The sequence below is a fragment of the Planobispora longispora genome (genome assembly GCF_016863135.1).
Lineage (GTDB): Bacteria > Actinomycetota > Actinomycetes > Streptosporangiales > Streptosporangiaceae > Planobispora > Planobispora longispora.
Window position 1 is genome coordinate 50,628 of the sequence record NZ_BOOH01000010.1, and the last position, 25,400, is coordinate 76,027.

Annotated in this window: 14 protein-coding genes; 6 read left to right on the top strand and 8 right to left on the bottom strand. The window is 68.6% G+C overall.

From position 1 onward, the window contains the following. Nucleotides 1–418 precede the first annotated feature (418 nt). Entirely contained in the window at nt 419–4,333 is a 3,915-nt protein-coding gene (locus tag Plo01_RS05100; protein WP_203889319.1) for a fibronectin type III domain-containing protein, read from the top strand. Between the two features lie 797 nt (nt 4,334–5,130). On the opposite strand, the gene Plo01_RS05105 is transcribed toward Plo01_RS05100, so the two are convergent. The 7 genes from Plo01_RS05105 to Plo01_RS40855 all read right to left on the bottom strand — a co-directional run bounded on the left by Plo01_RS05105 (nt 5,131) and on the right by Plo01_RS40855 (nt 18,436). Continuing rightward, on the bottom strand, nt 5,131–6,147 hold the full coding sequence (locus Plo01_RS05105) for a bacteriocin fulvocin C-related protein (protein WP_203889320.1): 1,017 nt from the start codon (nt 6,145–6,147) through the stop codon (nt 5,131–5,133). A gap of 361 nt (nt 6,148–6,508) precedes the next feature. Continuing rightward, complete coding sequence (locus Plo01_RS05110) at nt 6,509–10,366, bottom strand: DUF5005 domain-containing protein (RefSeq protein ID WP_203889321.1); 3,858 nt, start codon at nt 10,364–10,366, stop codon at nt 6,509–6,511. A gap of 310 nt (nt 10,367–10,676) precedes the next feature. Beyond that, nucleotides 10,677–10,907 (bottom strand): hypothetical protein, encoded by a 231-nt coding sequence (locus Plo01_RS05115; RefSeq protein ID WP_203889322.1) that lies wholly within the window; start codon nt 10,905–10,907, stop codon nt 10,677–10,679. A 588-nt stretch (nt 10,908–11,495) separates the two neighbouring features. Continuing rightward, the gene (locus tag Plo01_RS05120) at nt 11,496–15,044 is read right to left on the bottom strand and encodes a S8 family serine peptidase (RefSeq protein ID WP_239315897.1); all 3,549 of its coding nucleotides are present in this window, start codon (nt 15,042–15,044) and stop codon (nt 11,496–11,498) included. Nucleotides 15,045–15,205: 161 nt separating this feature from the next. Further along, nucleotides 15,206–16,021: a crotonase/enoyl-CoA hydratase family protein gene (locus Plo01_RS05125; RefSeq protein ID WP_239315898.1), complete on the bottom strand. Its 816-nt coding sequence runs from the start codon at nt 16,019–16,021 to the stop codon at nt 15,206–15,208. A gap of 68 nt (nt 16,022–16,089) precedes the next feature. After that, nucleotides 16,090–16,749: a class F sortase gene (locus tag Plo01_RS05130; RefSeq protein WP_203889324.1), complete on the bottom strand. Its 660-nt coding sequence runs from the start codon at nt 16,747–16,749 to the stop codon at nt 16,090–16,092. A 7-nt stretch (nt 16,750–16,756) separates the two neighbouring features. Further along, a complete protein-coding gene (locus Plo01_RS40855) occupies nt 16,757–18,436 on the bottom strand; it encodes a hypothetical protein (RefSeq protein WP_203889325.1) in 1,680 nt (559 codons plus the stop codon). A 377-nt stretch (nt 18,437–18,813) separates the two neighbouring features. Between Plo01_RS40855 and Plo01_RS05140 the strand changes: the two genes are divergently transcribed. Genes Plo01_RS05140 through Plo01_RS05160 form a run of 5 tightly spaced genes read left to right on the top strand, consistent with a single transcriptional unit; the run spans nt 18,814 to nt 25,075 of the window. Beyond that, nucleotides 18,814–20,364 (top strand): acyl-CoA synthetase, encoded by a 1,551-nt coding sequence (locus Plo01_RS05140; protein ID WP_203889326.1) that lies wholly within the window; start codon nt 18,814–18,816, stop codon nt 20,362–20,364. Then, nucleotides 20,354–21,250: a Zn-ribbon domain-containing OB-fold protein gene (locus Plo01_RS05145; RefSeq protein ID WP_203889327.1), complete on the top strand. Its 897-nt coding sequence runs from the start codon at nt 20,354–20,356 to the stop codon at nt 21,248–21,250. Before Plo01_RS05140 ends, Plo01_RS05145 begins: the two co-directional genes overlap by 11 nt. Before the next feature lie 9 nt (nt 21,251–21,259). After that, entirely contained in the window at nt 21,260–22,279 is a 1,020-nt protein-coding gene (locus tag Plo01_RS05150; protein WP_203889328.1) for a thiolase family protein, read from the top strand. A gap of 5 nt (nt 22,280–22,284) precedes the next feature. Then, nucleotides 22,285–23,433, top strand: a complete 1,149-nt coding sequence (locus Plo01_RS05155) for a thiolase family protein (RefSeq protein WP_203889329.1) — start codon at nt 22,285–22,287, stop codon at nt 23,431–23,433. 55 nt (nt 23,434–23,488) lie between these two features. After that, nucleotides 23,489–25,075 (top strand): acyl-CoA synthetase, encoded by a 1,587-nt coding sequence (locus tag Plo01_RS05160; RefSeq protein WP_203889330.1) that lies wholly within the window; start codon nt 23,489–23,491, stop codon nt 25,073–25,075. On the opposite strand, the gene Plo01_RS41280 is transcribed toward Plo01_RS05160, so the two are convergent. Beyond that, on the bottom strand, nt 25,033–25,200 hold the full coding sequence (locus Plo01_RS41280) for a hypothetical protein (RefSeq protein WP_203889349.1): 168 nt from the start codon (nt 25,198–25,200) through the stop codon (nt 25,033–25,035). The genes Plo01_RS05160 and Plo01_RS41280 overlap by 43 nt on opposite strands. Nucleotides 25,201–25,400: the final 200 nt, after the last annotated feature.

Consider the following 25,400-nt stretch of genomic DNA (forward strand, 5'->3'; position numbering starts at 1 on the left):
CGCCCGGATCGCTCATGCCCGACTCGCCCACTGATCCGCCGCCGCGGGATCGATTTGCGCCATCGGCCCGTCAGGCTTCGATGGGGACGACGACGAGCACTGCCAATGCGGAGAAAGGCCGTCCCTTTTCCGGCGCCTGCGGTGATGTAGGTCTCGAACGGCTGAAGCGACCGGCGCGGGGCCTTGTTCCACCCGCACCCGGTGAATAACCGGTGGAGTGTTCCGTCTGCCGTACTCGTCGCCCGGAGGCGGAACCCGCTGACCCGGCAAGGCGCTGCCGACGTGCGCGCCCGAGCTCAATTCGATGGAGAGCGACCGGGCGCCTCCCGGCCGTGGCGGGCCTTGTTGGAATTTATGAGTCACCCGATAACCGGAACCCGATCCCGCGGCAGAGGTCTTCTGCGGGAATCTCCAGGTATTGATCTTCGGCAAAGCGCCTGCCAGTATGTCCAATGTCCGGACTGATCATGAAGAAAGCCATCCAGATAGCCTCTTCTGCGACTATCGCTTCCTTTGGTCGCAGCGCTTCAGGAGAAAGGCTACCATGCGTAAATCCGTCGTTACATTAACGATGATCATGGCTCTGTCCGCAGGACAGTTTATGGGCTCGGCATCTGTCAGCGCCTCTGCCTCGTCTTCGGAGACGGCCGCCGTTGGGGACGGCCGCGGCTCGCTGCCGTATGGCGGTTCTACCGGTCTCGTGACCAATTCGCCCGGGAGGCGGGCGGAAATCCCCGCCCAGCAGGGGAGTGCTTCCGAAGGACTCCGCATCGCCGATGTCACGCTCGACCTGAGCGAGGATGGACGCACGGCAGTCATAGAATTGACGGCCCACGCGCCGGTTTCAGACGCATCGATCCGGGTGGGCTCCCACCGCGGCGGCGTGTCGGCGCATATCGGCACCGCGCCTCTGGGGGATCTGCAGGCAGGGCAGTCCGTGCAACGCTCCATGGAGTTGCCGGAGTTCGCCGAGGGGGATACCGGGATCCTTGCGCAGGTGTTCACCGGTCCCGACGGAGCGGATTCTCAGTTCATTGCGGTGCGCAACGGGTCCCACGGAATCGTCACGGCCATCAGCTTCGAAGGTCTCGCAGAGGCCGAACTCCAGCAGAAATTGAAGCTGGGCCTGCTGTCGGAGGACGAGTTCCAGGCGGAGGCGCTCAAACTTCACGCCGTTCCGGCTGCCGATCCGTCGTCGATCAAAGTCGCGCCGTTGCCGGACGAGAATCAGTCGCTCACCGCCGCGGCGGATCAGGTGACAATCAGCGGTACGGTGACTTATCTCGACCGGAATGGCATCAAAAGGCCAGTTCGGAATGCTCGGCTTGAGTTGGTCTCGACCAGCGGACTACCGGGACATGAAATCGGTAGAACCAGTGGAACGGGCACCTTCAACGCAACCGTCGTGGACTTCAGAGCCGGCGAGTACATGCTCAAGGTCGTCACGGACAACGAGGTGGGGGTCATCCACACGGGAAACGATTCCAACCCGTACTACGTGGCCTCCGGTCCCTATAGATGGTCGCCGGGAAACGCTTACTCCAGTGTGAACGTCGACATCGCCAACAACACTGATACGGGCAGGTCTTTCGCGCTGCTGGACGCCCTGCGCACAGTCGGGGCCCACTATCAGAGCATCCGCCGCTCCGACTGGCAGTCGAAGCTCCTCGTGATCTACCCGGCCACCGGTTCCCGGATGAGCGGAGGAGTCATCTACACCGGAGGCAGCTCGCTCATCTGCTCCAGCGGCGGGGACCACTGCAACGAGGACGCCTTCGACTGGACCGTTCTCGCGCACGAGGCGGGACACGTGGTCGCGGACGAGGGAGGCTTCGTCTCCAGCCCCGGAGGAAGCCACGGTATCTGTGACAACGCCTGGCAGGGCAGCAGGACGAAACAAGACGCCCTCGGCCTCGCCTGGAGCGAAGGCTGGGCTTCGTTCTACGGGTTGCAGGCGCTGCAGGCGCAGGGAGTGCCGGCGGGCATCCCGAATTACTCCCCGACGGTTTACCACGACGGCTCGATCTCGCCCCCGAACCCGTCGACGGTCGTGTTCTTCTACAACATCGAGACGGCGAACGCGGCCAGCGGCGCCGGCGCCCTCACCTGCGCGCCGACCGGTGAGGACAGCGAACTGGCCGTTCAACGAGTGCTGTGGGACCTCTACGACTCCCAAGTCGATGCCGACTCCGGAGAGACGGCCGCCTGGGGGACGATGAACGACATCATCACCAAGCTCACCGCTGATGGTTCCACCACGTTCTCGGCCGCCTACAAGGCGCTCAGCGCCGGCCGCAACTGGCAGGACCGCAAGGCGGGGCAGAAGGTGCTGGCCGCGCACGGCATGGGGCCCAAGACTGTCACGGTCGGCACGACGTCCCCTCCGACCATCAGCTGGAGTCCCGCCGGTGGGACTTCCAACCACCCCAACAACCGTTTCGAGGTGCAGTTCGTCGATCCGGCCAACGGGCAATCGATCAAATCTGTGACGGTCGCCACCACCACGTATACGCCCACCTTGCAGGAGTGGAACCAGATCACGATCGGCCGACCGGGTCTGGCGGTGCAGGTGGGAGGACGGCAGGCCACCGCCCCGGCGACGGGGCCATACTTCAGCGAGCCGGTGAACATCACCCCCACCGGCAACGGGGGGAAAATCATGGTGGTCGGCGATTCGATCACCAACGGCCATGAAGGGGACTACACCTGGAGATATCGCCTGGCCAAGCACTTCGCCGCCAACAGTCTGAATGTGGACTTCGTCGGTCCCTACCGCGGCACGTTCAACATGTACGCCAAGGACACCTCGGCCACCTACCGCGACGGGAACTTCGACAGCGACCATTTCTCACTGTGGGGATGGCACTACGCAGACGCCAAGAACAAAATCCGAGGGATGGTGCAGACCTATAAGCCCGACTATCTCGCCGTGGCGCTCGGCTTCAACGACATCGCCTGGTACGGCGGAGCCGACAGCACCATCACCTCGATGAGAGATTTCATCGCCGAGGCACGGGCCGCCAACCCCGACCTCAAGATTCTCGTCTCCAATGTGGTCAACCGCTCAGAGTTGGACGGCTGGTCGTGGCTGAATCCGGCGATCTCCGACTACAAGGCCAAGCTTCCCGGTGTGGTGACATCCCTGAGCACGACTCGATCACCGATCCATGTGGTGGACGTCAACAGCACCTTCAACCATGCGAGTGACGCCTACGACGGCTTGCACCCCAACGGGGTCGGCGAATACAAGATCGCCAAGGCGTTCGCCGACGCCTTCGCCACCCGTTTCGCGATCGGTTCGGCCTTCGGCTCCGTCCCCTCCAGCGTGCCCGGCATCACCTTGACGGCACCCGGGTGGGCGACGGCCCAGGTGGTTCCGGAGGGCATCCAGCTCAAGTGGGCCAGGGTCTACGGAGCCGGCGGATATTACATCCACACACGTGATGTGACGGCGGGCGAGCCGTTCCACAAACTGCCCTACCCCATCGCCGGCGACAACTGGCTGTCCGGAGGTCTGATCAAGGGGCACACCTACGAATACAGGATCACCGCCGCTCACGGCACTCAGGAGAGCGCGGCCTCGCCGATCGCCTCAGGGGTGGCCAACCCGCAGACTCCTCCCCAGACCGAGGGCGTGAAACTGATTCCGGGCCAGACCAGCGTCGAGGTGACCTGGAAGCCGACCCCGGGGGCGACGAAGTACGAGGTCTACGGGCAGGACCAGACCACCGGAGCCTGGCTGCCCACGGTCACCGTCACCGGGACCAGCTACACCTACACCGGGCTGGCTACCGACCACCGCTACAACATCGCTGTCGCCGGCGTCAACGCCGTCGGAGCCGGCGCGCCCGGAGGAGCCCTGCCCGCTCACACCGGTCGCGGCGCGCCCCCCGCGGTCACCGGGGTCGACACCTGGCAGATCGGCCCGGCCGAGGCCCGGATCGAATGGAACCCCTCCTACGGCGCGATCGGCTACTGGATCGAGTACCTCGACCACACCCAGGCCAGTCCCACCTGGAGCCGCATGCCCTATCCCCTGGACGCCGCAACCCTCGATCCCGGATTCAGCGCGGGCTACCTGTTCAGCGGACCCACCAACTACAGTTTCCGGATCGTCGCCGCCAACGGCGGGCTGGAAGCCGCAGCCTCGGCGCCCGCCCGGGTCCGCCCGCAGAACCTTGCCGCCTCCCGGACGCTGACCGACAAGGAACTGGCGAAACTCCGCAAGGCTTCAAAGGAGGCGGGATACCTCTTCAAGCGGCTGCCGGACTCGGCATTCGGCGTCCCGCCGCAGAATGCCGGAGACTGCTACTGCCTGCAAGGCCGGCGTTAGCGGTGTGAGGAAGGACCAGGTGCCGTACGGCGGTGCCCCCGTGGCTCGGGGGTGCCGCTGTGCGGACCTCGTGTCCTGATGGTCTCCGAGTACCAGAACTTATGATCGGGTCAGCGCAGACCGCGGCTGACCGACATGCTTCCGGAGACGTATGTCGTCTCACTAGCGCGAGGAGGTCCCATGCCGAAGCGGTGGAAGCTCCGCATGCTGGCATGCGCGACTGCGACGGCGGCGGCACTGTCCGGATGCGCGGAACCGGTCGTCTGCAAGCCGTGTCCTGGAAACAGGGTGCAGCTGACCGCGCATCAATCGATCGTAAGGCCCGATCACACGTATGAACTGTGTGACGCACGCGGCGTCTGCAGTGAAGGCCAGGTGGCAGCTTCCGGACCGTCCGGCTCTCCCACCCCTGCCGCGGGGACCGGTGCCACAGCTGGAACCCAGCTTCCCGTCGCCGTCGTCAATCTCCCCGGAGACGCCACCGGCTACTCGCGTATGTCCGTCCAGGCCGTCATCAAGGATGCGAGGGGACGGATCATCGGTGAAGGAGAAGCCACCTTCCCCGAGTACCCGCAAGTCGAATCCGAGCCGTGTCACTGCTACAACGCGTTTGTCCAGGTGGATATCTATCCCAGGTCGTGATGCGCGGCGCTCGGACCGCCGCCAGTGCAGATCGCAGAGCTGTGGCGATGCGATTGTTTGCGCGGTGACGCCGAAGGCGTCACCGCGCCTCGCTCAAGAGGGATCGGCTGCGACGGGCCGGTTCTCAGGCCGCCGCAGCTTCACCGTGAAACTCATTAATAGCAGATCCATCCTTGGGTGGTGCGTGCACAGCACATTCCATTGCACGGCCAGACCCATCCTGGACCGCATCCCATTCCGGATGAGGAGCAGCTGTACGCCCCCCGACGGCAGGGCTGGTAGCTCGGGCAGTTGTTGGGGAGGTCGGCCGAGCAGCCGCAATCGCTTGCCGCGGCGAGAGTCGATTGATCCGATGCGATATGAGGCTTCTGGGGGCCTAGGTTGGACAGCAAGGCATGAGCCTCATCGGCACCGAAGGCGGCAATAGCCGCAGTATTCAGCGACTGAAGTTTGTCGTATGTCTCCTCAGTCGGCAGAACAGCGAAGGTAGTGACGTCGCGATACAGCTCTAGAGCAGTCCTGATCACTTCTTGCTGCTCGGCGCTCATATTCGGGTGTGATTGCCGATACCTCTGGACATGGGTGACCCAGAGATTGCTGCGGACCTTGGGAGAGAGTTCGGTGAAGATGGCCTGACGGTGCGACAGGTCGTGTGCGCTGAACGCCTCGTAGGTCTGTGGAAGATTCGCCTTATTCGCTTCGACCCACGCCTCGGCAGGCGAAGGGGAGTCCGAAGCGGCCTGGGCGAGCGATGTCCTGCCGGCGATCACGGATACGGCGATTCCGAGGCCGGCGGTCCGGAGGAAGCGGCGACGGCCCGAGGCGGCGCCGGAATGGGCGTCGTCATGCCTCTCCGCCTCCTTCCGCGCTTCGCCGAGCGCGGCCAGCAGGCCGTACGTCCCGCGGAATCCCAGCCGGGAGGCGAGTCGAATCGCCATGGCCGGGCCCGTCCACGCGCGTACATCAGCATCATCGACCCTGATGAGAGTGGGGGCGTACGGCGCGTCTTCGCCGAGCGCCTGTTTCCTCCACGTGACGACGTTGGGGTGTGTCAGCGGAATTATTCCGAGACGATTACCGCTGAATTTCTTCACTTTGTCGGCGAGTCCTCGGCATTGGCCACAGGACGCGTCGAAAGCGAGAATCCACTGGGATTTTGAATTTTCCTTCATGGTGTTTTCTCCGTGCATGTACGCCTATGTGACAAATGGAATCTATGAGGCCGTCAAATTCATGTCAAGTGGCAATGAATGTGAAATCATCTCAAGTCGATCACGTCGTTTCCGGTGTGCGTGTGAACTCTTTCCGGGCATGCCTGCAGGATGCGGGACAGATTAACGATGTGAAACCGATCCTCGTCTCAGCGTGCGCCGCAAGGGCTGAGGAGGAGAGCGGTGTCGCCGTCGTCCAATGAAACGCAGGGAGCTCGGGAGCACCGCCGTGAACGATGCCGGATGCTCACGGCGGCCTCCCCGAGAAACTTCGCTGCCGGGTGTGACAGCGACCTGGTTGTGACGCCCGCCGACTATGGGATCAGGGAACCCATGAGCAGGCGGTGTTGGATTTGGCGCTTGCGCCGCCCATGTTCTCGGCGGTCATCTGGAAGCAGTAGTACTCGCCGCCGGCGAGGGGCGAGACGAGGGCGCTGCGACTGTCCTCTCCCCAGGGACCGATCTTGGTTGGTGGTTGGGACCCGGTCCAATAATGGATGTAGTAATGGACGCCGCTGGACGGGTAGGTGACCCCGTTCCAGGACACCTTGACAGTGTTGGCTCCGGATCCGGTGGCCGTCACCCCGGTGGGCGCGGCGGGCTTCGTCACCTGAACGACCTTGCTCTCAGTGTTCGATCTGCGGCCCTCGATCGCATTCTTGGTGCTGGAGAAGGGCACGACGTACCACTCGAAGGTGTGTCCGTGGTTCCACGGCCCGCCGATGGGATCCACCCGGGCTTCCGGCTTGTTGGTCCACAACTCGTACTTCTTCCAGCTTTCCCCCACCGTGGCGTCACGGTGCCAGATCCAGTACCACACCCCCTGGCCCACGTCGTCCCATTTGAGATTGACGTGTCCCTGAGGTTGGACGGTCGCTGCGAGACCGCTGGCCTGGCGATCCTGGAGCCTGGGACATCCACCGTTGCTCCGCTGCGGCTCGATCTCGTTGTCATACCAGGAATTGTCCGGAGCCAGCGCGGACATTCCCACCGCCGTACGGGTCTCCTCGGCGGGTGGGAGCTTGCCGTCGGGCGGCGGGGGCGGCGCGTTGGGCGGACGACCGGTATCGGTGAAGGCGGGCGGATGGATACCCCGCCCGACGGCGGTTTCCTGGGGCGGTGGGTCCTGAGGAACTGCTGCCGCCGACGGGGCTTCCAGGACAGGGGACACCGTCCGCGGGGCGACGGGCGAGAAGAAGGCCGTTATGGGGACGTCGATGAACCGGGGCTGGTAGGTCTCGGGGTAATAGTCCGTCCTGATGCGGCAGCCGATGTTCACCGCGCTGGTGTTGACGTTGTAGGAGATCACCACCCTGCTCGGATCCGATGACAGTCCAGGGTGGATGCGCGCCTCGTAGATCGCATAGAAGTTCGGGCTGGTGTGAGCCTCCGGCGGGGAGTACAAAGTCACCCGGGTGTTGGTGAACCCCCACGGCGTCCTCGACGGATTGGCCGCGATCGTGCCCGGCGTGACGTGCGGATCGGCATGGTGGATCAGCCAGAACTGGTCGTTGATGTGGGCGACGCTGAAGCCTCCCTCGGCCAGCGGACCCAGGGGCCGGGAAGCCGAGCAGGATGTCCCCCACTGGGGATTCCCGGCGGCGTCGGTTCCGCTGAAGTAACGCCAGGAGGACTCATCGGTCAGGTCGGCGGAGATCGGGGTGCGGGCGACGAAGATCCGCTTGCCGAAGGTGGCCTTGGACTCGAACCCATAGATGTAGGTGTAATCACCCTGGTCCACCAGCGCCGTGCCCCAGATGATGGGATACGGCGCCGCGACGAAGCAGTCGGCCAGTGCTTCCGGAGTCTTCTTGACGACGGTGTTGTTCTCCAACTCGTCGATGGAGAACGTCGTGACCGCGCCGCGCGTGTGTTCGTCCGCGATGCCCTTGTAGTAGAACTTCACGACCCGGTCGCCCTGGACCTTGGCGTCGCCCGTCCAGTACTGCGAGCCCTGGCCGACCGGTGTGTGAGCGTAGCGGGACCAGAAGTCGATCGAGGTGTCGGTCTCCTTGCAGGTGTTGCCGCCGGTGATCGTGCGCAGGCTCGAACCGTTCTGGACGACGATCGAGTTCCGGATGAAGCTGGTCTCGAACCCGCCCGGCCGCTTGCCGGGGCTGCCGAGGATGGTGTCGGAGAAGAACCAGGCACGCTTACCGGAGGGCAGCTTCACCGACTGCGTGGCGTCCCCGCCGCTCCAGTCCGCACATCCGGCGGTGCTGGCGTAGTTCTTGAACATGTTGGTGAAGGTGGTGTTGGGACGGACGCCGGCCTCGGTCGTCACGGAGGCGGTCCAGTTCACCTGTTGTCCAGCTCCCTGGGGCACGGCGGCGCCGTCCGCCCACAGGTCTGTACGGGTTGCGATCAGGGTGACGGTCTCACCTCCCTGGACTGACAGGAAGAGGTCGTGTTGCAGGTCGTCTCCCCTGGCCTGGGCGCTCACCCAACGCTTGGGCGTCCTGGAGGACAGGTTGTCCCAGGCGATGAGGAAGTAGGTGAATTCCACCTCGCTGTCGGGTCCCCCTTGATCGGGGGCTGTCACGCGGACCATCATCCGGCCCTGTCCGGTGGCGGGGGGAGACAGCTCTATATAGGAAGTTCCCCCTGGCCAGACCGTGGTGTATCCGCTGCTTGACCCGCCGCCCCAGGCGAGGCTCTTCTCTGCGGCTCGTGCGGGACGACCGGTCTTGAGCAGGGCGCGCCAGGTGGTGGATGCATCGGGGTCGACGTAGCCGTCGGATGCGCGAAGGAATGTGCTCAGGTTCGGGGTTGTGCCGGTAAGCCGGTAGTTGGCTACGGCAAAGCCCTGCAGTTCTGTCCCCAGGTCGCGGCCGTATCCGGCCAGCACCTGTTCGATCGCCTCGATCGGCAGTTTGTTGCCCATCGCCTGCCAGGTCTTCAGCACGAAGTCGAGACTTGTCCGCTCGGTCAGGTAGCTGGCGAAGATGAACGCCCCGTACTGGCGTTTGGGGCTGGTGCTCCACGGATTCAGTGCCGAGTTGAGCGCGAGTTCAGGGTGGTCGAGGAAGAGCGGAAGGTTCCAGGCGTAGGCGTCAGGTTGCGGTCCGGAGGAGTTGATCTGCTTGTACAGCGTGTGCGTGGCCCACTCGGCGGTGGCCTCCATCCACCAATTGATCGAGGTCACATTCGCGCCCAGGTGCGCGTTGGACAGGTAGTGGTACTGCACCGCGTGGAACATCTCGTGGTAGGGCAGATAGGTGTATTTCCAGTCACGCCGGGTCGAGCTGCCAGGCAGGGGGTCCCCAGGGTCGGCGGGCAGCAGGATCACCGGACCGCCGACAGCATCGCCGGGACCGCCGGTGGGGATGGTGATGCCGGGATGGTTGGGGTTGACGCCGCCGAAGTCGAAGCCGGCGTATATCTGGACGCCCTGGCCGGTAAGTCCATAGCCCCAGGATTTGTACCGGGCCCAGGCTTCGGTCAGATTCGTGGTCATGGTGTCCACGGCGTCGGGGACGCCGTTGGCGTTGGCGTCCATCGCGACGACGCCGTCCACCCGTGCCCAGACTCCGCCACCGTTACCGTTGGACACCCATGCCTCGGACAGGCCGTCGACGTTGTAGTAGAGGTTGAATTGGGTGGTGGTGGTGACGGTGTGCACACAGTCGAAGTAGCTGCCGGCGAAGGTCGCATGGGTTCTGTGATCACCGCACTCGGTCCACGGTGAAGGCGGCGCAGCCGAGGATGTCCGTGCCGTTCCGGACGTCGAGCGGGTTGCGGCGGGGTCGGGCTGCCTGAAAGTCTCGGTCAGCCACGCCTTGGTCTCCGATGACGCCTGCTGCTCGGCCAATTGCAACGCGTAATACAGTGCCAGGCCCGCCTCGTGAGGAATGCCCTCCGCGGAGCGATACTTTTTCGGTACATTTTCCGGCTGCGTCAGCCGTTCGACCGAGTGGTGTACATACTCGTCGATACTTATCTCGTTGCGTTTCCATGCCTGGGACAGCGGATCCTCGTCACCGAAGTCCGGCTTCTCGGCCGCGAGTTTCTTGTGCAGCTCGCTTTCCGGCCGTTCGACCAGCTGATACGGTCGGGGTGCATCACTGGGCGGGGTCGGCTGGGGTGATGCGGATGTCGCCGGATCCGTGGTGGGAGAAGGTTTCGCGGCGGCGCGGGGGGCCACGGATAACTGCAGGACGCCCGTGAGTAGTCCGGCCACCGCCAATACGACAATCCGTCCTGGGAGGCGGCCTCTGCGAAGTATCGACAAATGCTTCTCCTGTTAAGGGGGTGGGACGGGGGAAACGTAACAGGAGAATGATCGCCAAGATAGATCTTGACACCTGTTTAATGGGTCGAAAATAATTCGACGATTGACGGCCCGCGGTTGCGGTGCGTATCAACGGATTTACTGTCTTGAAATCATCGCCGGATCGGCCTGCGGCCATGTGGAACCTGCCGTCCGGAAGCCGGACGGGGCATCGCTCTAAAACTCGGGGTGGGCGGCGAGGACGCCGGAAGAAGGGCGCTCAGTCGCCGATCTTCCAGGTCTCTCCGTAGCAGATCGGCGGGCCGTAGGAGTAGCTCTTCCCGCTGGCCGAGCGAGCGATCAGTGTGTCGTCGGCCGGTGGGTGACTGCATCGCTCGGCAGAGATGCCCATGTCGCTCCCTTCTCCCGGCGGGAGGGTGGCGAAGGGATTCTCGTTACGCTTCCACTGCACGGTGACGGTGTCTTGGGTGCCGTTGATGATGTGGAACATCTCTTCGTCGCGGGGAGTGCTGCAGGCGGCGAGGAGAACGATGAGTGCCAGTATCGCGACGCTCGGTGGAAACCGAGGGGGGGAGATGGGGGACGCGGTACGGCGTGCGTTCACGTAGCCTTTCGGAAGCTGCGACGGAGAAACCCTGCCCGGAAGGCTGCCAGACGGTGGCTTGATAACGGCCTCCAAGAACCTGATGCCCTGGCGGGAGCAAAATGGCCTGTCCAGTCGGAAGCCTAAAGGACTGAGGTCGGTGAGGACCGGCCCTGTGAGCCTACCGGCGGCGGCGACGATCCGGAATCAGTGGCCGCGGGGAAGACCGGGATGCCGAACGAAGGACCTCCCCCTGGGGAGGCCGTCGGCCGTTTATTGTCAGATGGCATCTGTTTTCCCGGTGGACAGACTGGTCGTTGAGGTCGCCGGCGCGGCGGATTCACGAGTCGTCGCAGCGGCAGGTTCACACGGGACACTGTCGCCCGGTTCGCATGCTCAGTTTTCGCCCCGCTGCGCGGTGGCGCCTGATCTTGATACCAACCCTTGCCGCCGGCTCCACCGTACGGGCGGCGGGGCCGGCGGCGGTTCGAGGTGTTATGGCGCTGTCTTGTCCGGCCGCTCGGAGACGCGGACGAAGCTCACGATGGTGTTCCCCGTCCGCTTGGCGAAGCGCACGTTGAGCTGGCCGTCGGTGACCTTCACGGTGTACCGCCGGGTCACCGCGGTGTACGTGCCCGCCTCCAGGGCCAGGTCCAGCGCGGGGATGGCGAGCTGGCCCTCGACGATGACGTCGAAGACGCGCCGCCCCTCGCGCATGTTCCGGATCTCGGCGAAGCCCATCTCGACGGTGTAGACGCCGTTGGGCACCTGGTCGAAGCGGTACTCCAGCATCCCCTCGCGGGCCCGCCGGAACAGCTCCTGCTCGGCGGTGCCCGCGATCGTCCTGCTGGTCGTGTAGACGCCGGTCCCGCTGCCCACGTAGCCGTGGCCGCCCGCGCCGTACCGCTGGTCGGGGGTCCACCGGTCGCCGACGGCGTCGGTGATCGTCCTGGTGCCGCCGGAGTCCACGGCGACCTGGTGCCTGGGCACCACGACCTTCACGACGATCTCGATCTGCGGGTTGCGGCCGCTCGCCGAGCGCACCAGCAGCCTGCCGGTGCGGACCGTGCCGGGCTGGACGCCCGCGCTGGAGGCGGTGACCTTCAACGCCGCCGACGCGCCCGGACCGAGCTCGCCCGCGGCGGGGGTCACGCTCAGCCAGGACTGGGCGGGGTCGGTCACGACGGTGTAGGCCGTGGCGCCGCCCAGGTTGCTCAGCTCGACCGTGCCGGTCCTGGTGGCCTCAGCCGGCATCACCAGGGCCAGCTCGCCGGAGGAGGCGGTCACCCGGCCGGTGGCCAGGGCGACGTCGACCCGGGTCCGGGCGCCGGCGGTGACGGTGACCTCCCGGGTGGAGGTCCCGTAGTGCTCCTTGGAGACCTCGACCTGGTAGTCGCCCGTCGGGACCTGCCCGAGGAAGGCGCCGTCCGGCCCGGTGGTGAAGGTCGCCACCTCGTCCGCCTGCCGGGTGAGCAGGGCCGTGGCCGCGGTCCGGACCTTCACCGTCGCGCCCGCCAGCGGCTCGCGGTCGTTGGCGTCGGTGACGGTGCCGGCCAGCAGCCCGTGCCGGCTCGCGGTGAAGGTCAGGCCCCGACCCTCGCCGACGGCGGCGCTGTCGTGGGAGTACTGCAGCGCGTCGGCGCCGCCCGGCCCCTCGATGCCGATCGTGGCGCCGATGCCGGAGTCGCGCTCGCTGTCGACGCCGCGGTAGCGGTAGCCGACGGAGCCGTTCTCGCCGAGCAGCACCGAGAACGAGATGCGCTGGGCGGCGTCGGCGTAGAACCGGGCGTTGCGCCATTCGATGACGAAGACGCGGTCCGGCGCGGTCCCGACGACGGCGGTGTGGACCCCGGCCTGGTCGTCCAGGACCAGGTCGTCCCAGTACGGGTAGACAGCCGTGTTGGGCGCTCCGGTGGAGGGCAGGGGACCGTTGCCCGCCACGGTGCTGGAGGCGGCGAAGCTCACGAACCCGTTGCTGCTGATCCAGCCTCCGGTGTAGGTGCCGCCGTAGAAGGGGAAGGCGAACGGCAGTGTGACCGGCTGGGCCGCGTCGTCGCCGGTGAGCGGATGTTTCTCGGTACCCGCCACGTACGGCAGGGCGGCGCTCGCGCAAGTGTGCCCGAAGGCGTCGGTACGGCGCGGCAGTTCGATGTCCCTGGTCAGGTCGGCGCCCACGGTGACCGGCACGGTGACGCCGTCCGCGCATCGGGAGGCCGGGGTGACCTTCAGCTCGTGGTCGCCGTGCGGCAGCGTGAGCCGGTACCGTCCGGCGGCGTCGGCGACCGTGCTGACCGGGGTGCCCACCGCGGCCACCGTGGCGCCCGCCTCGGGCTCGCCGCCGACGGTGACGGTTCCCGACACCGTGCTCGCGGGCAGGGGCGTCAGCGTCACGTTCTCGGTGACGGTCTGGTCGGCCACGACGGTGACGGTCGCGGTGGCGTCCTGATATCCGAACTTCCCGACGGTGAGCCGGTACTCGCCCGCCGTCAGGCGGGGCAGCGTGTACGTCCCGTCCGGCCCGGTGGCGACGGTGCGGTCCAGCGGCCCGGTGACGGTGACCGCAGCCCCGGGCACCGGCGAGCCGCCGGAGGCGACGACACCCGTCAGCGTGCCGAGCGGGTCGTCGGGAGCGGCCCGGACCGCCGCGAACGCGTCGAGCCGGCCCTCGCCCCAGACGTTGTTGTCCGCGGCGGTGCCGCCGCACCGGGTGTCCTCGACGTCGATCGCGGAGCGGTCGAGCAGCGCCCGGGTGGCGGCGATGTCGCCCTGCAGGCTGGGCGCGGCCGACCACATCAGCGCCACGGTGGCCGCCACGTGCGGGGAGGCCATCGACGTTCCGGAGAAGGCGCCGTAGCCGCTCTCGGCCACGGCCGAGCGCACGTTGACGCCGGGCGCGGAGAGGTTGGGCTTGATCTCGCCGTTCTCGCCGGCGCCGCGGGTGGACGAGCTCCAGATCGCGTTGCCGGAGTCGAACGCGCCGGCGCTGTAGCTGGAGACGTACTGCCCGGGGGAGCCGCTGGAGTTGCAGCCCGCGCCCGCGAGGTTGCCGTTGGAGAAGGCGGGGAAGATGCCCGCCGCGACCCACGCCTCGACGATCTCCTTGTACCAGGGGTCGAAGCCGGCGCCGCCCCAGGAGTTGTTGACGATGTGCGGGGCCAGGTCGGGGCGGGGGTTGCGGCCGTCGAGGTCGGTGGGCGCGAGCACCCACTGCCCGGCGGCGAGCAGCGAGGCGTCGGTGCAGGTGTTGCTCTCGCAGCCCTTGGCGGCGATCCACCGCGCGCCGGGGGCGACGCCGATGACGTTGGCGCCCTCACCGCCCACCATGGTGCCCATGGTGTGGGTGCCGTGGTCGTTGTTGTCGCAGGGCTCCGCGGCGGGGCACACGCCCGCCGGGTCGAACCAGTTGTAGTCGTGGCCGAGGGTGCCGTCGGCGTTCCTGCCGCGGTAGCGGTCGGCCAGGGCGGGGTGGTCGAACTGCACGCCGGTGTCGATGTTGGCCACCACGATGCCCTCGCCGCGGCTGCCGAGCTCGTTCCAGACCCGGGGGGCGTTGACCCGGTCGATGTTCCACTCGACCGCGTTGACGCGCGCGGCCTCCTTGCCCGGCTGCGGCTCGGGCACCGCGGCGACGCGGGTGGGCTCGACCCGCTCCACCTCGGGCAGCTTGGCGATCTCCGCAGCCAGCTTGGCGTCGCCGGTCACCCGTACGGCGTTGACGATCCAGAAGGGGGTGAAGCCCGCGCTCTCGGCGGCGAGGAGCTTGCGCAGGCCGGCCTGCGACGCCGCGGCGGTCTCGGTCTTGGCGCGGTAGACCTGCCGGGCTTTCTCGTCCTTGTCCGTCGCCCTGCGGGCCGCGCTGAGGTCGGCGCCGCTCTTCATGCGCACCCAGAAGGTGGCCTTGTCGTCCGCCGCCAGGTCCGCCAGGACGGCTTTGTCGATCTTGTCGGGTTCGGGCGCGGCCTGGGCCACGCCCTGCGGGACCATGAGGGCGAGAGCGGCGGCCCAGATCAGGGCCGTCCTCCGGCGCCGGGGGATGGGGGACACGCGATCTCCTTCACGTCGGGCGGCGACGGGCCGCCGGGGGGAGTGACGTGGGATGGACGTGATCTTTACCGCCCATGTTGGAGATCATGAATCGCCCCTGTCACCTTTTCAAGGCGTTGACAGGTTGCAATGTGGCATGTCACGAAAAATCAGGCGCCGCCTCACTCGCCGCGGTAGACCGCCGGGCGCTTCTCCCGGAAGGCCCGGGAACCCTCCTTGGCGTCCTCCGAGCCGATCACCGGCCAGCCGAGGGCGTCGGAGACCTTCAGCGCCTCGGCCTCGGGCATGCCCAGCGTCTCGCGGTAGGTGCGCAGGATGGCCTGGACGGCCAGCGGCCCGCACTCGGCGATCTGGGCGGCGACCTCCAGGGCGGTGGCCAGCGCCTGGCCGTCCGGGACGACCCGGTTGACCAGGCCCATGGCCAGCGCCTCCTGGGCGGTGATCGACCGGCCGGTCAGCAGCAGGTCCATGGCGAAGGCGTAGGGGATCTGGCGGGGGAGCCGGATCGCCGAGCCGCCCATCGGGAACAGCGCGCGGCGCGCCTCGAACAGGCCGAGGGTGGCGGACTCGGCGACCACGCGCAGGTCGGTGCCGACGAGCAGTTCGGTCCCCCCGGCCACGGCGTAGCCCTCCACCGCGCAGACGATCGGCTTGGCCGGCAGCGCGTCCGGGTCGCGGAGCAGGCCCTTCCAGTGGAAGTCGGGGATCTGCGCGGCCCGCTCGCGGACCCGGGGGTCGTCCGAGGGGGTGCCCATGGCCTTCAGGTCGGCGCCCGCGCAGAAGGTGCCGTCCGCGCCGGTCAGCACGGCGACGCGGACCTCCGGCTCGGCCGAGACGTAGGCCCACGCCTCGGCCAGGCCGATCAGCATGTCCGAGGAGAGGGCGTTCTTCGCCTCCGGCCGGTTCATGGTGATCACGACGATGTGACCGTCGCGCTCGATCCGGCAGTGCGGTGTGCTGATCGGCAGCAGTTCCACGGACGACCTCCGCTGGTTAGCCATTAATTAGCCAAGCGCTTGCTAGGTCATCCTAGATCCGGTACGGCTCAGGCCGCCAGATGGGCGTAGACGATGACGTTGTCCTCGTAGTGCCCGGTCGCCGGGTCGAAGGCGCCGCCGCAGGTGATCAGCCGCAGCTCGGGGGCGGTGGTGCCGCCGTACACCTTGGCGGTGGGGAACTCGTCCTTGTCCACCCGCTCCAGCCCGTCGACGGTGAAGGAGGCGACCGTGCCGTCCGCGCGCTCCACCTCGATCGCGTCGCCGGGCTTCAGCTTGTGGGCCTGGGCGAAGACCGCGGGCTCGCCGCGGGCGTCCACGTGCCCGAGGAGGACGGCGGGGCCCTTCTCGCCCGGGGTCGGCCGGTGCCGGTACCAGCCGACGAGGCCGGGCCGCTCCAGCGGCGGGACCTCGACGGACTGGTCGGCGTTCAGGCCCACCGGCTCGACCGGCGCGCCCTCCACCCCGATCGCCGGGATGTCCAGGCGGACGGGCTTGGAGGCGGCCATCGCCTTGCCGGGGACGACGGCGAAGGCCGGCTTGCCGGCGGGCCGGGCCCCCTCCGCCGGGATGGACGGGACCCGGGCCGGCCCGTCGCCGCCGGACATGTCCGACAGTGCGGACCCGGCGACGAGGACGCCGCAGAAGATGGCCAGGGCCGCTCCGGCGGTGGCGGCGATGCGGCTCATGGACGCGGTACGGCCGGCCACGATCGGATCAGCCTTCCTGGCCGCGGCGGCCGTACAGGGCCAGGCCCGAGCCGCCCGCGAGCAGGACGCCGCCCAGGGCCAGGGCCCCGGGACCGGAGGCCGGGGTCCCCGCCTCGGCGAGGCCGCCGCCGGTCTGCGCGCCGCCCCGCGGGGTGAAGTCGCCGCTGGGCTTGTACGGGGCCTTGACCGTCAGCTGCGCGGCGCTCTTCTGGCCGGTGGGCAGCTTGGCGACGAACCAGTAGGCGCCCGCCCCGGTGCTGGAGGGGACGTGGAGCCGCTTGGCGGCCACGCCGTCCTCGCCGGTCCAGATGGTGAACGTCTCGCCCGCCGGGTCGGTGATGGAGATCGGGGTGCCCGGGGCCACGTACCGGGTCGAGACGACGGCGGTGAAGTCACCGCCGGCCACGACCGTGTGCGGGTGCAGGGCGAGGCGCAGCTGACCCGCCGGGACGGGCTTCGGGGGGACGGCGACGGTCAGCGTCGCGGAGTCGGCCGGCCCGCCGGGCAGGTAGGCCACGACCCTGTAGCGGCCCGGGTCGGTGTCCCGGGGCACGGTCAGCCTGACCCGGGCGCTGCCCCAGTGGTCGAGCCGGATCCGGTGGTGCCTGCCGCCGGGGTCCTTGACGGTGACCACGGTGCCCGGCTCGACGTTCTCGGTCGTGACGCCGGCGTAGTAGCTCTGCCCGGGCAGGACCTTGCGCGGCTCCAGCCGCAGGTCCAGGCGGGCGACGGGCTTGACGACGGGCCGCGGGTCCTTGACGGTCAGGGTGCGCTTCGCGGTTCCGATGATCTTCTCGCCGAGGAGGACCTCCACGGTGACCGGGTAGTCGCCGGGCTTGAGGTCGTCCCAGGTGGCGGCGGCGCCGGTGGCGCGGCCCCTGGACAGGGCGACGGTGTGCACGCCTTCGATGGCGGGGGAGCTGATGCGCGCGTCGGTGGCGCGGGGCTCGCGGGCGGCGACCTCGTAGCCGGCCTTCTCGCCCGCGTACACGGCGCCCGGGTTCAGCTCGAAGGTCACCCCGCTGAGCGGCGGCGCCTCCACGACCGGCTTCTCCTTGACGAACAGGGTGGTCCGGGCGGTGCCGATGGCCTTCTCGCCGATGAAGAACTCGACGGTGACCGGGTAGTCGCCGGGCTTGAGGTCGTCCCAGGTGGCGGCGGCGCCGGTGGCGCGGCCCCTGGACAGGGCGACGGTGTGCACGCCTTCGATGGCGGGGGAGCTGATGCGCGCGTCGGTGGCGCGGGGCTCGCGGGCGGCGACCTCGTAGCCGGCCTTCTCGCCCGCGTACACGGCGCCGGAGGTCAGGAGGACGGATCCGCCGCTGAGCGGGGTCTCGGGCTCGGACTTCTCGTCCGTCTCCGGCTTGTCCTGCGGCTGCGGCTTCTGCTCCGGCTCGGGCTTCTGCTCCGGCCGCGGCTTGTCCTGCGGCTGCGGCTTCTGCTCGAGCTCGGGCTTCTGCTCGGGCTTGACCGGGGATTCCGGCGCGGGCTCGGGCTCGGTCCCCTGCTCCGGCACGGCCTGGGTCTCCGGACCGCCGTCCTGCGCGCCGCCGAGGCCCTGGACCTCGGGCGCGGTGGTCGCGGAGCCGGCGGCCGCGTCCTCGGCGCCGTCGGCGAAGGCCGGAGAGGCGGTCAGCACGGCAAGGCTGAGAGCGCCGGCGGCCGCCAGGGACTTGGTGAAACGCATGATCTCCCCCAGTGGGAGACGGCGGAGGGCCAACATGAGCCCAACTCTGGAACGCCGTCTCGCGTAGTCATCCTGGCTTAGTAAAGACCTTATTTAGGACATTTAAGGCTATTCGTGATGAAACTTGACTTTCTTCTTACCTTTCGTGAGCTATGCGTAACGGTCGCGACGCTCGCGGTGATGAGAAGGTAAAGCTCCTACCTGGCGATCCCCTCGTAATCAAGCGCTTGCTCGGTGCGGTGTGCCGGGGTTAGTCTGCCTCTGCGAACGGGAGCCGATTCCCGTCCGTCACCTTCCGCGCCGCCAGAGTCCCGCCGCGCTCCGAGGGACGTGCCTCACTCCGGTGGCCCGGGCCTTTCGACCTGGAGGGATGTCCGATGGGCACGCTCGGCTTCTGGAGGCTCGCGCAGGCGGATCCGGACTGGATCGCGGCCGTGGACCCGGACGGGACCGAACACCGGGCCGGAGACCTCCTCGCCCGGGCCAACCGCCTCGTGCACGGCCTGCGCGGACTCGGCCTCCAGCCCGGTGACGGCATCTGCGGGCTGGTCCCCAACGGCGCCGACGGCCTGGTGCTCTACCTGGCCGCACTGCAGGCGGGGTGGTACTACACCCCGATCAACTGGCACCTCACCGGCCCCGAGATCGGCTACATCGTCGCCGACAGCGAGGCGCGGGCCTTCTTCGTCGACGAACGCCACGCCGAGGAGGGCATGCGCGGCGCCGCCGAGTCCGGCCTCGCGCCGGACCGCGTCTTCGGCTTCGGCCGGGTGGAGGGCACGCGGCCCGTCTCCGACCTGACCGACGGGCAGCCGGACACCGCCCCCGAGGGCCGTACGGCGGGCGCCACCATGCACTACACCTCCGGCACCACCGGCCGGCCCAAGGGCGTGCGCCGCCCGCTCAACGGCCTGGACCCCGACGACGCGGCCGAGCTGATGACGTTCCTGCTGGCCATGTTCGGCATCACGCCGGGCAAGGAGAACGCCCACCTGGTCACCTCGCCGAACTACCACACCGCGGTCACCCAGTTCGGCGGCACGGCGCTGCACATGGGCCACACCCTCGTCTACATGGACAAGTGGGACTCCGAGGAGCTGCTCCGGCTCTGCGAGAAGTACCGCGTCACCAACTCCCACATGGTCCCCACCCACTTCAAGCGCCTGCTCGCCCTCCCCGACGACGTCAAGCGCAAGTACGACCTCTCCTCGCTCAAGTGGATGATCCACGCCGCCGCCCCCTGCCCGGTCCCGGTCAAGTGGGCGATGTTCGAGTGGTGGGGCGACTGCGTCTACGAGTACTACGCCGCGACCGAGGGCGGCGGCACGCTCGCCACCCCCGAGGGCTGGAAGAAGCACCCCGGCACCGTCGGCACCGCCTGGCCCATCAGCGAACTGCTCATCGTGGACGACAACCTGGAGCCGGTCCCGACCGGCACCCCCGGCACGATCTACATGAAGATGGCCGGCGCCACCTTCGAGTACAAGGGCGACAGGGCCAAGACCGAGGCCAACCGGCTCAAGGACCACTTCACCGTCGGCGACATCGGCTACCTCGACGAGGAGGGCTTCCTCTTCCTCTGCGACCGCAAGGCCGACATGATCATCTCCGGCGGGGCCAACATCTACCCGGCCGAGATCGAGAACGAGCTGATGGTCCACCCGAAGGTCGCCGACGTGGCCGTGTTCGGCATCCCGGACGAGGAGTGGGGCGAGCAGATCAAGGCCGTGATCGAGCCCGCGCCCGGCCTGGACCCCTCGCCCGAGCTGGCCGCCGAGATCCTCGACTCGCTCCAGGGCCGCCTGTCGAAGATGAAGTGGCCCCGATCCATCGACTTCATCGAGGAGATGCCGCGCGAGCCCAACGGCAAGCTCCTCAAACGCAAGCTGCGCGATCCGTACTGGAAGGACCACGACCGTGCCATCTGAGGAACTGATCGCCGACCACGTGCTGGAGTTCCCCGGCGGCTACACGCGCACGACCGGGCCGGTGATCGGGCGTTTCCTCACGGAGCTGAGGGACGGGCGCATCGTCGGGGTCCGCACGGCCGGCGGCCGCACCCTCGTCCCCCCGCTGGAGTACGACCCGGACACCGGAGAGGCGGTCACCGGCGAGTTCGCCGAGGTCGGCCCGGCCGGGACGGTGGAGAGCTGGGCCTGGGTGAGCGAGCCCCGCAAGGGCCACCCGCTGGAGCGGCCGTTCGCCTGGGCGCTGATCCGGCTGGACGGCGCGGACACCGCGCTGGTCCACGCGGTGGACGCGGGCGACGCCCGGGCCATGCGCCCCGGCCTGCGGGTCCGTCCCCGCTGGCGGGCCGAGCGCACCGGCCACATCACCGACATCGAGAGCTTCGTCCCCGAGGTCACGAGGATCGTCTCCCCGGTCCGCGCCGAGTACCGCGTCAAGCCGGGCAAGTCCCTGGCCCGCTTCCTGGAGGGGGTCGAGCGCGGGATCTTCCTCGGCTGCCGGTGCGGCTCCTGCGGCAAGGTCTACGTGCCCTACCGCCTGTCGTGCCCCGAGTGCGGCGTGGCGATCACCGAGGAGGTGGAGCTCCCGGACACCGGGACCATCACCACCTTCGCGATCAACAACCTCCCCGACCCCCGCGCCCCCCAGGTGCCGTTCGTCTCGGCCTACATCCTCCTCGACGGCTCGGACATCCCGATGATCGCCCTGGTCGGCGACATCCCCGCGCACGAGGTGCGGCAGGGCATGCGGGTGCGGGCCGTCTGGGTGCCCGAAGAGGAACGGACCGCCTCCATGTCCAACATCAGATGGTTCGCCCCCACCGGCGAGCCGGACGCCGAGCTGTAGGAGCGTAGCTTGCGTGAGATAGCGGTCGTGGCGTTCGCGCAGACCAGGCACAGCGCGGTCGACGAGGGACTGGGCGAGGCCGAGCTGATCCTGCCGGTCCTCGACGAGGTCCGGGAACGATCGGGCCTGCGGAAATTCGGTTTCACCTGCTCGGGGAGCTGCGACTACCTGGCCGGGGCGCCGTTCTCGTTCGTCTCCGCGCTCGACGCGCTCGGCGCCTGGCCGCCGATCTCCGAGAGCCACGTGGAGATGGACGCCGCCTGGGCGCTGTACGAGGCGTGGGTCCGGCTCCAGCACGGAGACGTCGACTCGGCGTTGATCTACGGCTTCGGCAAGTCCTCCCAGGGCGACCTGCGGGAGATCATGACCCTCCAGCTCGACCCGTACTACCTGTCCCCGCTCGGCCTGGACCAGGTCTCCTACGCCGCCCTGCAGGCCTCGGCCTCCGGCGCGGACCGGGCCGAGCTGGACGAGGTGGTACGGCGCAGCCGCGCCGCCGGCCGGGACAACCCCTACGCCCTCGACCTGCCCGACCCCTCGGGGGACGGCTACGAGGTCGAGCCGCTGCGGCCGTACGACGTCGCCCCGATCACCGACGGCGCCGCCGCGGTGGTGCTGGCCGCCGGGGACCTGGCACGGGAGGTGTGCGAGCGTCCCGCCTGGATCACCGGCATCGCCCACCGCATAGACCCTCATTATCTGGGCATGAGAGACCTCGCCCGGTCGGCCTCCGCCGCCGAAGCCGCACGTGCGGCGGGGGTCGGCAAGGGTTCCCTCGACGTGGCCGAGCTCCACGTGCAGTTCAGCCACGAGGAGCGCATCCTCCGCCGGGCGTTGGAGATCCCCGACTCCACCGTGGTCAACCCCAGCGGCGGCCCGCTGGCCGCCAACCCCGTCATGGCCACCGGCCTCATCCGGATCGGCGAGGCCGCCGCACGGATCATGGACGGCGCCGCGAACCGCACCCTCGGGCACGCCACCAGCGGCCCCTGCCTGCAGCACAACCTCGTCACCGTGATGGAGGCCTGAGCCACATGGGTAACCGCTGTGCGGTCATCGGGGTCGGGCAGACCCACTACACGACCAAGCGCCGGGACGTCTCCATCGCCGGGCTGGTCCGCGAGGCGGCGGTCCGCGCGCTGGAGGACGCCGGGCTGACCTGGAAGGACATCGACGCCGTCGTCATCGGCAAGGCCCCCGACCTGTTCGAGGGCGTGATGATGCCGGAGGCGTACCTGGCCGACGCGCTCGGCGCGGCCGGCAAGCCGATGATGCGCGTGCACACCGCGGGCTCGGTCGGCGGGTCCACCGCGCTCGTCGGCGCCTCCCTGATCCAGGGCGGCGTGCACGACCGGGTGCTGGTGGTGGCCTTCGAGAAGCAGTCGGAGTCCAACGCCACCTGGGCCCTGTCCACGCACCTGCCCTTCAGCGCCTCGCTGGTGGTCGGCGCGGGCGGCTACTTCGCCCCGCACATCCGCGAGTACATGCGCCGCTCCGGGGCGCCGGACCACATCGGCACGCTGGTCGCCGTCAAGGACCGGCTCAACGCCCTGAAGAACCCCTACGCCCACCTGAGGATCCCGCAGATCAGCCGGGAGATGGTCGAGTCGACCCCGATGCTCTGGGAGCCGATCCGCTACCTGGAGACCTGCCCGTCGAGCGACGGCGCCTGCGCGATGGTCCTGTCGTCGGAGAAGGCGGTCACCGGCACCCCCGCCTGGGTGCTCGGCACGGCGATGCGCTCCGAGCCGATCTTCCGCGCCGGGCGCGACACGGTGAACCCGCAGGGCGGCAAGGACTGCGCCGCCGACGTCTACCGGCAGGCCGGGATCGCCGACCCGCGCCGGGACATCGACGTGGCCGAGGTCTACGTGCCCTTCTCCTGGTACGAGCCGATGTGGCTGGAGAACCTCGGCTTCGCCGCCGAGGGCGAGGGCTGGAAGCTCACCGAGTCCGGGGCCACCGCCCTGGACGGCGACATCCCGTGGAACGCCTCCGGCGGCGTGCTCTCCAGCAATCCGATCGGCGCGTCCGGGCTGATCCGGTTCGCCGAGGCGGCGCTGCAGGTCCGGGGGATGGCGGGCGAGCACCAGGTGGACGGGGCCCGGCGGGCCCTGGGGCACGCCTACGGGGGAGGCGCGCAGTTCTTCGCGATGTGGATGGTCGGCAGCGACAAACCGTAGAACCCCTCCGGCGCCCGGAGTATCCGGAGCCCCCTTGCGAGACAGGAGTCCCCCGATGGAGTTCAACCACGCAGATCTGTTCGAAGGGCTCGCGGACGCGATCGGGGACCGCGTCGCCGTGGTCTGCGGTACGGACCGCGTGACGTACGCCGAGCTGGACGCGCACGCCAACCGGCTCGCCCACCACCTGGCGGCGCACGGGGTCGGGCCGGGCGACCACGTCGGCATCCAGCTCTACAACGGCGTCGAGTACATCGCCGCGATGATGGCGGCGCTCAAGCTCCGAGCCGTGCCGATCAACGTCAACTACCGCTACGTCGAGGCCGAGCTGCTCTACCTCTACCGGGACTCCGACATCGTCGCCCTGCTGTTCGACGTGGAGTTCGACGAGCGGGTGGCGGCTGTCGCACCGCAGGTCCCCGAGCTGCGGCAGCTGATCGCGGTAGGCGGGCCGTCGAAGGTGCCCGGGGCGGTGCCGTACGAGGAGGCGCTGGCCGGGCAGCCGGAGACGCGCGGGTTCCCCGAGCGGTCGGGCGACGACGTCTACATCATCTACACCGGCGGCACGACCGGCATGCCCAAGGGCACGATGTGGCGGACCGAGGACCTGTTCTTCGCCTTCGGCGGCGGGAACCCGTACGGCGACCCGCTGCCCACCCCCGAGGCGGTGATCGAGCAGGCGCGCAACTCCGGGCCGCTGGTCATGATGGCGGCGGCGCCGCTGATGCACGGGGCGGCGCAGATGGCCACCTTCATCTGCTGGTGGATGGGCGGGACCATGGTCTACGTCCGCAAGTTCGACGCGGCCGAGGTGCTGCGGGCGGTCGAGCGGGAGAAGGCGTTCACGGTCAACCTCGTCGGCGACGCGATGGCCCGCCCGATCGCCGAGGAGCTCGCGAGGGGCGGATACGACGTGTCGTCGCTGGGGGTGCTCAGCTCCGCCGGGGCGATCCTGACCGGCGCGGTCCGCGACCGGCTCCAGGAGCTGATGCCGAACACGGCGATCCTGGACACCTTCGGCTCCACCGAGTCCGGCTACACCGCCTCGGCCGTACCCGGCTCCTCGCCGGAGTCGGGGGCGCGCTTCCAGCCCAACGCCTCCTCCGGCCTGGTGGTGCTCAACGAGATGCTGGAGCAGGTCAAGCCCGGCTCCGGCGAGGTGGGCACGATCGCCACGAGCGGCAGGATGCCGCTGGGCTACTACAAGGACGAGGAGAAGACCCGGCGCACCTTCGTGACCGACGCGGCCGGGACCCGCTGGCTGCTCACCGGCGACATGGCCACGGTGGAGGAGGACGGCACGATCGCGGTCCTCGGCCGCGGGGCGGCCTGCATCAACACCGGCGGCGAGAAGGTCTTCCCGGAGGAGGTCGAGGCGGTGCTCAAGGGCCACCCGGCGGTCTTCGACGCGGTCGTCACCGGGGTCCCCGACGAGCGCTGGGGCAACAAGGTCGCCGCCGTGATCGAGCCGCGCCCCGGCACGTCCCCGTCGTCGGAGGAGCTGGAGGCGCACTGCCGTACGCTGCTGTCCGGCTACAAGGTCCCCCGGGCCTTCGCCTTCGTCGACGAGATGGTCCGCTCCCCGGCGGGCAAGGCCGACTACCGCTGGGCCCGCGAGACCGTCCAGGCCGCCCAGTCCTGACCGATCCCGTACGGCCCCGCCGGTTCGTGCGGCGCCGGACCGGCGTCTTGGTCCTCACACTCCTCGCCGGATTCGACACGCCGTAGCACCTCGGCCGTGTTGTTTCGTAGCTCACGTGCAGGAATGGCAGTCGTGAGCCAACTGTAGAAATCTTTCTACGAACGTAGCAAGAGTTCGGGTGGGAAGCGCCGGGAGCGTTCCAGGGGACGGTCACGTCGACCACGAAGCGCACCCAGGTGGGGGGCCACCCCGCCGGCCTGGAAGCCCGGGGTCGCGTAGCCGCGGGATGCGTGGCCGTCGACCGTCTTCCCGGTCTTCAGGGAGA